Origin of the sequence: Aliivibrio sp. S4MY1, assembly GCF_028765545.1 — a bacterium.
Lineage (GTDB): Bacteria > Pseudomonadota > Gammaproteobacteria > Enterobacterales > Vibrionaceae > Aliivibrio.
Genome location: NZ_JARACP010000005.1, coordinates 179,733 through 192,551, shown reverse-complemented (window position 1 = coordinate 192,551; position 12,819 = coordinate 179,733). Strand labels below are relative to the sequence as shown.

General features: G+C 39.6%; 6 protein-coding genes and 1 pseudogene. 4 read left to right on the top strand and 3 right to left on the bottom strand.

Annotated elements, in window-relative coordinates; translation table 11 throughout:
• The first annotated feature begins 60 nt into the window (after positions 1 to 60).
• On the top strand, positions 61 to 666 hold the full coding sequence (locus PVK71_RS07590; RefSeq protein ID WP_130086310.1) for a TetR/AcrR family transcriptional regulator: 606 nt from the start codon (positions 61 to 63) through the stop codon (positions 664 to 666).
• A gap of 98 nt (positions 667 to 764) precedes the next feature.
• On the opposite strand, the gene PVK71_RS07585 is transcribed toward PVK71_RS07590, so the two are convergent.
• On the bottom strand, positions 765 to 1,685 hold the full coding sequence (locus PVK71_RS07585; RefSeq protein WP_274418640.1) for a DUF368 domain-containing protein: 921 nt from the start codon (positions 1,683 to 1,685) through the stop codon (positions 765 to 767).
• Between the two features lie 134 nt (positions 1,686 to 1,819).
• On the bottom strand, positions 1,820 to 4,525 hold the full coding sequence (malT, locus tag PVK71_RS07580) for an HTH-type transcriptional regulator MalT (RefSeq protein WP_274418641.1): 2,706 nt from the start codon (positions 4,523 to 4,525) through the stop codon (positions 1,820 to 1,822).
• A 396-nt stretch (positions 4,526 to 4,921) separates the two neighbouring features.
• On the opposite strand from malT, the pseudogene PVK71_RS07575 reads away from it, so the two are divergent.
• The 3 genes and pseudogenes from PVK71_RS07575 to glgB all read left to right on the top strand — a co-directional run bounded on the left by PVK71_RS07575 (position 4,922) and on the right by glgB (position 11,813).
• Positions 4,922 to 7,374: pseudogene (locus PVK71_RS07575) on the top strand (glycogen/starch/alpha-glucan phosphorylase).
• Positions 7,375 to 7,428: 54 nt separating this feature from the next.
• Entirely contained in the window at positions 7,429 to 9,609 is a 2,181-nt protein-coding gene (gene malQ / locus PVK71_RS07570; protein WP_274418643.1) for a 4-alpha-glucanotransferase, read from the top strand.
• 53 nt (positions 9,610 to 9,662) lie between these two features.
• Entirely contained in the window at positions 9,663 to 11,813 is a 2,151-nt protein-coding gene (gene glgB, locus PVK71_RS07565; RefSeq protein WP_274418644.1) for a 1,4-alpha-glucan branching protein GlgB, read from the top strand.
• 75 nt (positions 11,814 to 11,888) lie between these two features.
• Here the strand turns inward: glgB and PVK71_RS07560 are convergent, their stop codons facing one another.
• On the bottom strand, positions 11,889 to 12,536 hold the full coding sequence (locus PVK71_RS07560; RefSeq protein ID WP_274418646.1) for a YdcF family protein: 648 nt from the start codon (positions 12,534 to 12,536) through the stop codon (positions 11,889 to 11,891).
• Between the last annotated feature and the right edge of the window lie 283 nt (positions 12,537 to 12,819).

Below are 12,819 nucleotides of genomic sequence, written 5' to 3'. Positions count from 1 at the left end.
TTGAGTGTACATATTTATTTTGAATGGGTAGAATGGTCTAAATTTAGTGATGGAGGGACTATGAAAAAACTGACACGATCACAGCAAAAGCACCTTGATATTATCAATGCGGCAAAAGAAGAATTTATTGAACACGGTTTTCTTGCTGCCAATATGGATAGAATTACCGCCTCGGCTGAAGTGTCTAAACGTACCCTCTATCGTCATTTTGAAAGTAAAGAAGTGTTATTTGAATCGGTATTAACCATTATTAATGACTCAGTAAACGAAAACGTTTCTTATCAATTTGATGAAGAGAAAAGTACCGAAGAGCAATTGAATGATATTGCTTATAAAGAGATAGAAATACTTTATCAAACCTATGGTATTTCCCTTGCTCGCACCATAGTGATGGAGTTTTTACGTCAACCAGAAATGGCAAAAAACTTAATAAAAAATATCTATAGTATTCGCGCAATAACGCAGTGGTTCAATGCGGCAATTGAGGCTGGGCGATTAAAGAATGTCGATTCAAAATTAATGACAGATGTGTACGTGAGTTTATTTCAAGGGCTGTTCTTTTGGCCGCAGGTCATGAATTTGGACACTGAACCGACAGGTGATGCGGTGAAAAGTAAGGTCGATACGGTAACGTCTATTTTTATTCAATCTTATGGTATTAAGTGAGATTGATTTTTTTACCATAAAAATGGCGGTGAAGATAAGGTGTATAGACTTGCTTTCACCGCCATTTTTGTTTTTATAGCTTGTTCAAAAAATACGTATTACTTGTCGTTTTTCTTTGCGTACATTTCTAAACCAACCACCAAACCTATACCTAGAATCACACCAATAACAGCAAAGCCAATAAGCGCAGGTTGCTGTGTTACTTGCTCATAGTCAAATGGAGATAGGTTGTGTTCAATTAAAGGGGTTTGTTCACCTTTTGAGTTCACGCGCCATTCAATCACTTCTTTCCAAGGCCAAATTTTACCTAGCGTACCTACCATTAACCCGGTTAAAAAGATTAAGGTAATATCACGAAATTTTCTTAGTAAGAAAGATAAAACATGAGAAAAGCTTAATAGGCCAATGACACAACCTGAAGCAAATAGTCCCATAGTGACCAAATCAAGAGACTTTACGGCACCAAGAACAGGGCTGTACATACCAATAAGCAGAAGAATAAAGCTGCCTGAAATACCCGGTAAAATCATGGCACAAATGGCAATTGAACCAGCAAGAATATAAGTAAAGGTTGATGGTGTCATTGTCATTGGGTTTAGTACCGTAATGCTATAAGCAAACGCGGCTCCTGCCAATAACATAACAAAACGATCTAATGACCATTTCTCAATTTGCTTAGCGATATGAATAATAGAGATGATGATCAAACCAAAGAAGAATGACCACAGAGGAATCGGGTGCGTATGCAGCATCCATGTGATGAATTTTGCGAGTGTTAAAATGCTCGTTAAAATACCACCAAAAAGAGAAATGAGGAAAAAACCATTAATGTGTGCAAATGCCGCTTTAAAGCCTTCACGTTTCCATAACCCTAAAATAGAAGGATTAATACGACGGATGCTTTCTAAAAGCGTGTCATAAATACCAGTAATAAAGGCAATCGTACCACCAGATACTCCAGGAACAACATCAGCTGCGCCCATTGCCATACCTTTAAAGAATGTCGTTAAATAGTTCATTTTAGCTCTATATAAATGAAAAAAAACTTATGCATAATGCACGAAGGTACGTGATTATACATAAGTTTTTGTATAAAAAATGTCGTAAAATTAATTATCCCAATATTACTAACGAGATAATAGCTAGTATGAGATTACTTCATCATACTAACTAGTTCATCAGCCATAGCAATTGCTGCCTTTCTATTTGCTAAATTTAACTTTTGGTATAAATTTCGGATATGGGTTTTTATTGTAGTAGGGGCAACATCAAATTCTGCGGCAATTTGCTCATTACTGAAACCAGAATAAATTAATCCAAGCACTTGCCATTCACGATGAGTTAGAGGGCTCGTTCTGATCAACTCGGGAACCTCTGGATTATTAATCACTTTTTCAATAAAGGTTTCATCAAAATGTGCAGAGCGAGAGCGTTCATTATTAGATAATGCTTTTTGTAATTGCTCAATTCGATGCTTTTCAAGTTCGGTGATATTTCCTTTTTGTAGTAATTTGGCTAAGGGTTTTAAAATGTCTTTACCCGCCATTAAAAAGCTACCAATAATACCCGTTTGATTGGATTGCTTTATAGCAAGATGCATAGCCTCGATTGACTCATTTACTTGCTTATTTTCATAAAGTAAAACGGATTCCATCACCGCGTTACGATTAATATCGGTGATTAATTTATGTTGCTGTGCAATGGTCTGAGACTCTTGTAATGTGATAATCGCGGCATCTACCTCACCTAAGTGGTACTGGGCTCTTGCTATGTTACGCCATTGCAGTTGAGTAAAGTGGTTACAACGGGTCTCTGGCTTTTCTGTGTGAGTTAGCCAGTAACTGATAGCATCGATATTGCCTTTTGCTTGCCAATAGAAAAGCTGAGCAGAAGACGCGTTCGCTTTCCAATCAATATGGTAATCAGCTTGGCTTAATAGCTGTTGGCACTTCTCAAGATAGCGCTCGGCTTTGTCTAGTTCACCACGAGCTACTGCTAAACGAGCAAGCATTGAGTAACCACGTAGGTGTTTGGTCTCATCAAAGGGTGAAAGAACGTCTAAGCCTTTCCAGGTGCATTGCTCTGCCTCGTCAAAACGGAACCAGAACCAATAAATCTGAGCGCGCGAACGAAGTAAAAACTCATGCAAAGGTAACTGGCCTAAATCTTGGTCTTTAATTAGTTTGAAACCATTATCTTGTAAATCAAAGGCAGCCTGCATAAAGCCTTGAGCCATTAAGATTTCACTCTGTTGTAGAATCGCCCAGAGTGCTTGGTGATAAATACCATAAGTCATGGCCATTTTTTCAGTTTGCTGCATTAAAGCAAGCGCTTGTGCAAGGTTACCAGAAACGTGGTGGTATTCTCCAATCACCGATGTTGCAACAATCCGGCTGCGGTATTTATTGGTCTCAAGCTCTTCAAGTGCTTTTTCAGCAAAGGCGAGAGCGGCTTCAGGGTCATTTTTATTGATGGCTACTTGTGCGCGTAAAGCATCGATTTCGCCTTGCATGTGTCTGTCTAACGTAATGTTGCGTGCAGACATTTCTTTTTGGCCTTCAGAAAGAAGATCGTCCACTTGTAAATAGTTGTGCTGACTTTGTGCTAACCATGCACGAATGATCACAAGTCTGGGTGATGCAAACAAGACTTCTGGGTCAAGTTGTTTAATGGTTGATTCAAGTAACACAAGCTCGCCATTATTAAACAAATGCCAGCCATATTGCGTGAGGATATTAGCAATTAATTGGTCATCTTTAGCGATTTTTGCATGACGAAGGGCTTGATAAATGTTCTCTTGTTTTAACCAAGCTTGGGCTGCTTTTTGTTGTAAATCGGTTTCTTCATGAGAAAGATGACTTTGTCGTTGATGAGTTAAAAACTCGGCAAAGAGGTTATGGAATTTATACCAATCACCATTATCACCATCACTGTTAATAAAAAGCCCAAAGCGATTTAAGTTTTCAATAAGCAATTGAGAGTCATTACGGCTGGTGACTTCTGGCAGCAGTTGGGTGCTGAAACGTTCAAAGACGGCACAACGCATTAAGAATGCTTGAGTTTCTTTATCTAAATGGTCAAACACTTCTTCAGCAAGATAATCCCATAAATGAGTATGATTAAGCTGAGCCATGACCTGCGCCGAGTTACTTAACGGCTGATTGTGTTGAATGCTGTGGAGTGCAATTAATTGCAAGGCAGATGGCCACCCTTCAACGTGTTTACGAACATTGGTAATTGATTCTTGGTCAATATCACTATTAAGGCGTTGATTAAAGAAAAGAGAAGTCTCAGATTGATCAAAAGCCAAGCTTTGATTATCAATCTCAATAAGCAGATCTCGAACTCGTAAATTAGCGGTATTTAGTGGTGGCTGAGAACGGCTAGTAATAACCAAAGTGAGATTATCAGGTAAATGTTTAAGGAAGAACTTTAACCCAAGATGAATCGCTTCATTGGTGATTAAATGATAGTCGTCGAGAACGAAGTAGGCTTCATCTTGAAAAGGAATAAGCTCAGTAAAGACTTGGGAAAATAAGCTCGATAACGAAGCAAATTGACGTTTTTCAGTCAACGCTTTGGAATGGGGGAGCTCTAATTGAGTCGCATTGCTGATGGCTTGAATGAAGTATTTGGCAAATTTAAATTCATCATTATCCGCCTCATCTAAACTGTACCAACCTGTTGCTTCTTTGTCGGATAACCATTGTGCTGCCATGGTTGTTTTCCCGTAGCCTGCGGGAGAGCGAAATAAAACGAGTCTATAATGCATCGCATCAGCGAGGATATCGAGGACACGTTGTCTTATGATGGCGTTATGCAAACGCCTTGGGAAATGCAATTTCGATGGTATTAACATAATTATTGTTCTTCTTAAAAATACTGAGGTAATTATCCTTAATAATGTTACGAAATGTCTTATCTACGCCCCATAAATGTGATCTATGTTTTTATTTAGTTTGTGTTTGTTTTATAAATCAAGATCTTTAATTACACATTAAAGATTAATTTTGATAATGTTTAAAATTGTGATCTTGTTATCATTTTGTGTTTTAGGTGGAGAATGTGTGTTTTTCATCACACCAAAAAAGCAGGTAAGCCTACAAAACTTGCTGCTTATCACACTTAAATTGACTATTTTTTACTACGCCTTACTTTCATTTATTCTCCTCCCCCTAGGAGGATGATGCGACCACTGGATGAAAAAGGCAGGATTAATCACAGTTGATTTATGAACCTTCGTGAGAGACACAAGATGAAAACGAACAACATTAAAGATTTTGATAAAGCAGCATTTCAAGCTTCTGTAAAACAGCATTTAGTTACTACGTTTGGTGCGGATGAAAAAACAGCATCATCAAAAGTATGGTATTTAGCGATGGGTAAAGCTCTGGCTGAACTAACTACATTTGACCTTGTAGGAACTGAAAATGATGAGAAAATTAAAAACGCACGCAGTGTAAACTATTTATCTTTAGAGTTTTTAATTGGCCGCCTAACAGGCAACAACCTTATTAGTATGGGGCTTTACGAAGAAATTACGGCGGCAATGGGTGAGTTAGGGCATAACTTAACGGATTTATTAGAAGAAGAACGTGATCCTGCATTAGGCAATGGTGGCCTTGGTCGTCTAGCTGCGTGTTTTATGGATTCGTTAGCGGCACAAGAGTTCCCAGCGATTGGCTACGGTCTACACTATGAATACGGCCTGTTCCGTCAGTCTTTTGAAGATGGAGCCAACAAGAAGCACCTGATGCATGGTGTGGTGTAGAAGGCTACCCTTGGGAAGTAGCGCGTCCAGATTTCGCGCAAAATGTTGGTTTCTATGGTCATGTTGAAACTTATACTGAAAATGGTGAAGAGAAGCGCCGTTGGGTTCCTAGTATGTCAGTAGAAGGTATGCCTTGGGATCTACCTATTGTAGGCTACCAAAGTGACACGGTTTACCCGTTACGTTTATGGGAATGCCGTGCAAAAGCGCCTTTCAGCCTAGCAAGTTTCAACAATGGCGATTACTTTGAAGCGCAGCACGCTCTGATTGATGCGGGTAACGTAACGAAAGTCTTGTATCCGAATGATAACCATGAGAAAGGCAAAACACTGCGTTTAATGCAGCAGTACTTCCATTGTGCATGTTCGATTGCAGATATTTTACGTCGCCATGATGCGGCAGGTCATAAGATTGAAGATCTTCCAAAATACGAAACGATCCAACTAAACGACACTCACCCAACGATTGGTATTCCTGAATTAATGCGCATTCTAGTAGATGAGCGTGGCTTAACATGGGATGCGGCTTGGGCTATTTGCTCTAAGACGTTTGCTTACACTAACCATACGTTACTTCCAGAAGCCTTAGAAACGTGGAGTGAATCGTTAATTTCTCGTTTACTTCCTAGACATATGGAAATTATTTATCACATTAACTATCTATTCTTAGAAGGCGTAAAACTGAAATGGCCGGGTGATGTAGATAAACTACGTAAGCTATCAATTATCCAAGAAGGTACTCACCGTATGGTGCGTATGGCGAACTTATGTGTTGTTTCTTCTTATGCGGTGAATGGCGTAGCGGCACTTCATTCTGAGTTAGTTAAGCGTGATTTATTCCCTGAGTTTAATGAATATTTTCCGGGCAAATTAACCAATGTGACTAATGGTGTGACGCCTCGCCGTTGGTTGAAGTTCTGTAATCCAGGGCTTTCAAATCTAATTTCTGAAAAAATTGGAAATGAGTGGCCAGCAGATTTAGACCAGTTACGTGATATTGCAAAATTTGCCGATGACGCGAAGTTCCAAAAAGACTTTATGGCGGTTAAGAAGCAAAACAAACAGCGTCTTGCGGATTGGGTTCAAGAGAACATGGGTATTGAACTAAATACTGATGCGATCTTTGATGTGCAAATTAAACGTCTGCATGAATACAAACGTCAGCATTTAGATCTGTTGAATATTCTTTCTTTATACCACCGTATTTTGAATGAACCTGGTTTTGATATGCACCCACGTGTGTTCTTCTTTGCTGCAAAAGCTGCGCCGGGCTATCACTTAGCAAAAGAGATCATCTTTGCTATCAATAAAGTGGCTGAGAAAGTAAATAACGATCCTCGTGTATCTGATTTACTGAAAGTGGTCTTCATTCCTGATTACCGTGTAAGTATGGCTGAAATCATCATTCCAGCGGCGGATGTTTCAGAGCAAATCTCTACTGCAGGTAAAGAGGCATCTGGTACTGGTAACATGAAAATGGCGCTAAACGGTGCATTGACTGTCGGTACGATGGATGGCGCAAACGTTGAGATCCGTGAAGAAGTTGGCGACGAAAACATCTTTATCTTCGGTCTTGATGTTGATGAAGTTGAAGCGCTAAAAGCCTCTGGTTACAACCCATATAAATATTATGAAGCAGATTCATTACTGCAAGCGTCATTAGATCTTCTTGCTGGTGATGAGTTTACTCCTGGCAAAGTTGGATTGCTATCAGCAACGCGTGACAACCTACTTTATGGCGGTGACCCGTACCTAGTACTGGCTGATTTTGCAGATTATGTTCGTGCTCAAAATGACATTGATGCGGCATATCGTGATCAAAAACAGTGGGCGAAAATGGCTATTTTAAACACTGCTCTTGTAGGCAAATTCAGTTCTGACCGTAGTATCCGAGATTATGTAAATAACATCTGGAAACTAGAAGCAGTAAACCGTTAATTGATTATGAAATAAATAATGAGGGCAGTGTTATGCTGCCCTTGGAGATAAGCGATGAAAGATAATAATAATGTACTACATCAGGTCGCAAAGCAGGCTGGGCTAGCAAATAGTTATGTAAGCGCTTGGGGCGATGAAGCAAAAGTCAGTGACGATACTTTAACGTGTCTATTGGCTTCTTTAGGTTATGATACGAAAAATGATAAAACATTACTTAGCTCTTCTGAGAAAATGTTGAAGAAAGACGTATTAGCGCCGGTTAAAGTGATTCGCGATAATGAGCCATTACAAATAGAAATGCACCTAGGAAAAAGTGCTCGCATTAGTGAATTTAACTGGAAAGTAACTACAGAAGAGGGTGAGACGCTTGAAGGTTATTTGCAATCTCAAATCATTGAGGATGACCGTGAAAATGGTGGTGTATTATTATTCTCTTTACCTACGTTAGCATGGGGTTACCATACATTAGAAATCATTCGCAAACGTCGTAAAGCACCTTATGTAATGACATTGATCGTGACACCTCAAGCGTGTTTTAAACAAGAAGCGATCACTCAAGGCAAAAAAATGTGGGGCCCAAGTGTTCAGCTTTACACGTTAAGAACCGCGCATAACTGGGGTATCGGTGATTTTGGTGATCTTAAGCAATTAGTCGGTGATATTGCGGTACGTGGTGGTGACTTTGTTGGTTTAAACCCTATTCATTCTCTATTCCCTGCCAACCCTGAAGGAGCTAGCCCGTATAGCCCATCTTCTCGTCGTTGGTTAAATATTCTTTATATTGATGTTTGTTCAGTGCCTGAGTTTGCACTGTGTAATAACGCACAAGAATTGGTTGGCAGTGCTGAATTTCAACAGCGTCTGAATGAAGCTCGCCAGTCTCATTGGGTAAATTATACTGAAGTATCTGCGCTAAAAATGAGCGTGCTTCCTTTGTTGTTTACTGAGTTTAAAACACGTCATTTAGATAAGGGTAGCGCTCGCTCTGATGCGTTTCTTGCGTTTGTTGAAGAAGGTGGTGAAAGTCTGCTTCATCAAGCGGCATTTGATGCGCTGCATAATTCACTTTATACCCAAGATCAAAGCATTTGGGGATGGCCAGTATTCCCTAGTGATCTTCAACACTTTGATAATAAGCAGGTACAGCAATTCATTAAAGACAATCGCGACCAAGTTGATTTGTACATGTACTTACAATGGATTGCTTTTACGCAAATTAATGATGTTCAGCAGTTTGCCGAGAAAAAAGGCATGGACGTAGGTCTGTATCGTGATTTGGCAGTTGGGGTTGCTGATTCTGGTTCTGAAACGTGGGCAGATCATGGCAATTTATGCCTAGATGTAAGCATTGGTGCTCCGCCAGATATCTTAGGTCCACTAGGTCAAAACTGGGGTTTACCACCATTAAATCCCCATGCATTACAAGCGACAGCTTATGAAGCGTACATCGAATTACTGCGTGCCAATATGAAAGCTTGTGGTGCATTACGTATAGACCATGTATTAGGACTATTACGTCTGTGGTGGATCCCTAAAGGAGAAAATGCAACTAAAGGCGCATACATGTACTACCCAGTAGAAGACATGTTGTCTATTTTAGCATTGGAAAGCCATCGTTATGAGTGCTCTGTGATTGGTGAAGATTTAGGTACCGTTCCTGATGAAATCGTTGATTTACTAGCTGATGCTGGTATTCATTCTTATAAAGTGTTCTTCTTCGAAACAGCAGAAGATGGTGGCTATTACTCTCCAACACATTACCAAGAGCAATCAATGTCTGCGTTGTGTACGCATGATATGCCAACTTTGCGCGGCTTCTGGCATTGCGATGATTTAAAAATGGGTGAAGAAATTGGCTTATACCCAGATGCGGAGCAGTTAAAAGCGTTATTCGAAACTCGAGCGGAATCTAAGCAAGAGATCTTAAACAGTGTTGATTTCCATGGTTTCTTACCTGAAGGCGTTGGTCGTGATGCGGCTTATGTACCTATGGATAGACATCTGAGTAATGCGCTTCAGTGTCATTTGGCAGCCGGATCGAGCACGCTTCTCAGTTTACAGCTTGAAGATTGGCTAGAGATGGATAAACCAGTTAACATACCGGGGACTGTTGATGAATATCCAAACTGGCGTCGTAAGTTATCTATTACTTTGGATGAGATCTTTAATCGTCAAGAAGTGAATGAGTTAACTAAGCGTTTAACTGACATTCGTGCTCAAGCTAGCCGAACATAATAGGAGTATTTACGTTGAACTTACTTGTTGAACGTAAAGAAAAGGACATTTATATGCAGCTTGAAAGAGCTGCATTTTCAGATCCATTTTCTTTTTTAGGTCCACAATATCAATCTACTGACATTGCATTGCGTGTTTGGCTTCCGGGAGCCACTTCCGTTAGTGCACGCCTTTCTTCAAATCAAAAAAATTACATATTACACACTGAACCTTCTCAAGAGGGGATGTTTATTCTCAATGAGCCTCTCGATTTAACTGATCAACATTATCAGTTAGTCGTTAATTGGGACGGTATAGAGCAAGTAATTGACGATCCTTATCAATATCATGATATTGCCCCAAGTGATACTCAAGCGCATACGCCAAAAGAGATGTATAACCACCTAGGTGCACATATCATGACTGTTGAGCGTTGTGGTGAATCAGTGCAGGGTGTGCGTTATGTTGTTTTTGCTCCAAATGCATCAGCAGTCAGTGTGATTGGTGATTTCAATCAATGGGATGGCCGCCGTCATCTAATGCAGCGTATTGATAATGGGCTTTGGGCTTTGTTTATCCCTGAACATACAACAGGGGTAAAATATAAGTTTGAGCTTAAAGGGCCTCAAGGAGAAGCTCTGCCTCATAAAATGGACCCATTTGGCGCTCATAATGAACAATACCCTTCTTTTGCTTCCGTGGTTTATGACCAGGCAAGCTATCAATGGCAAGATTCTACCTGGCAAACACGCTCTGTAACGCAAAAACAAAAAGAAGCTCTCTCTTTTTATGAACTTCATGCGGGATCGTGGAAGCGAAATGAGCAAGGAGAGTTTCTGACTTATCGTGAGTTGGCTGAGCAGCTAATTCCATACATGGTTGATATGGGATATACCCATCTTGAATTAATGCCTGTATCTGAGCACCCATTCTATGGCTCTTGGGGTTATCAGCCGATAGGCTTGTTCTCACCAACTAGCCGATTTGGTACGCCTGACGATTTCAAATATTTTGTTGATCAGTGTCACCAAGCTGGCCTTGGAGTAGTATTGGATTGGGTTCCAGCACACTTCCCATCTGACTCGCATGGCTTAGCAAATTTTGATGGTACATCATTGTTTAATGATCCAGATCCACGTCGTGGTTGGCACAATGATTGGCAAAGTTTTATTTATAATTATGACCAACAACACGTACGTGAGTTTTTAGTTTCAAATGCTTTGTATTGGTTTGAGCATTTCCATATTGATGGCTTGCGTGTTGATGCGGTAGCCTCGATGCTTTACCTTGATTATTCTCGTGAAGATGGTGAGTGGATCCCTAACTGGGATGGCGGAAATCACAACCATGGTGCTATTGCGTTATTGAAATGGATGAACGAAGAGGTTTACTCTCATTATCCAAATGCAATGACTATTGCTGAAGAATCAACCGCATTCCCTGGCGTTTCTGCACCAACGTTTGATGGTGGTTTAGGTTTTGGTTTTAAATGGAATATGGGCTGGATGCATGACAGTTTAAGTTATATTCAAGAAGATCCAATCCATCGTCGTTATCATCACGACACCATTACTTTCCCTATGGTTTATGCTTTTAGTGAAAATTACGTATTATCACTGTCTCATGACGAAGTAGTATATGGAAAGGGCGCTATTCTGGATAAAATGCCAGGCGATGAATGGCAAAAAACCGCAAATATGCGGGCATACATGGGTTATATGTATGGCCAGCCTGGTAAGAAGTTAAATTTTATGGGGGCAGAGATTGCCCAAAGCGCAGAGTGGGATCATGATAGTCAACTGCAGTGGTTCTTAACCGAGTTTGATCGTCACTCTGGTATGCAAGCTTTAGTTCGTGATTTGAATAAAATGTACACGTCACAACCAGCACTGTATCAAAATGACTGTAGCTCGTGTGGTTTTGAATGGCGTTTGCAGGATGAAGCAGAAATGAGTGTGTTAGCTCACGAACGTTTAGGCGATAACGGTGAGCGTATTTTGGTGGTGAGTAATTTTACGCCAACACCAAGAGAAAACTTCCGTCTAGGCATGCCTGTTTCTGGTGAGTATGAGTTACTACTTAATAGTGATGCGCACTTCTATGGCGGCAGTAATTACGATGTGGTTAGTAAAGTGAAAACGGAATCTATCGAGTCTCAGGGATTACCTCAATCTATCTTAATCACCTTACCTCCTCTTTCAACGGTATTCTATCGTTTAAAGTAAGCTGTCAAAAAATAGTAAGATAATATATAGCCCTGAATTATGTTTGTGATTCAGGGCTATTTTTATGTATTTATTTTATTCGGGTAATAAATATTCGTCAAAGCCAAGTTGAGTAAGATTTTCAAACGCTTCCCATACCTCTTCGGGAATATTTTGTGCTTCTTGATAACCTAATGTTGGATAGACTTTTAATCGATGTAATTCACCTAAAATAATACTAGCCACATGATCAAAAGTTACGTCGTCAGTCGGATAATTGATAAAGCTAATATTAGGTGAGCTAATACAGAACTCTATATTGTCCCAGTTCTTTAAGAAAGTGGCGAGTAGCCTTCTTTCCATATAAGGTTTCTGAACTAACAGTAGAGATTCAACGTTGATATTTTTTTCTTTAAGTAAACCTTGAGTAAAGAAAATATTTTCACCCGTATTAGTCGCTTTTGTTTCCACAAGAATAGCAGAAGAGGGAACCCCCATATCTTTCGCTACATTTGCAAAAGTTTCAGCCTCACTTAAATTGAACAAGCCTTCTGTCGCACGTCCTTGCGCACCAGAGAAAATAAGCAAAGGGGCATAACCATCAAGATAAAGTTGGGCTGCATGCTCAGCAACACGTAAGTCATAGCTACATAATACAAAAATAGCATCACTTTTTTTGATTGGTTGATTTAAAAGATGATAATCCCAAATAAGTTGAAGCTGTTGAAACAAGCTGAGTGCCATACCATTATTCCTACTAAGTAACTATTGATAAAATAATTGCACTGAAAGTCATCACTTTCAATTACTATTTTAAGGAATGAGTGGCTATATATCGGATTGGTAAATGTAATGTTAACTAATTGCGTTGTCTAGACTTGAAATATTGAACTAAAGCACACTATTGTATGAATTCATATTGCAAATAAATATAAGATGAATATTTCTCAGTTTTGCAAATGAAATATGTTAAGTTAATCTCAAATAATGATTAAAAGCGCTACTAATTAGTAGTGACTATATTAAC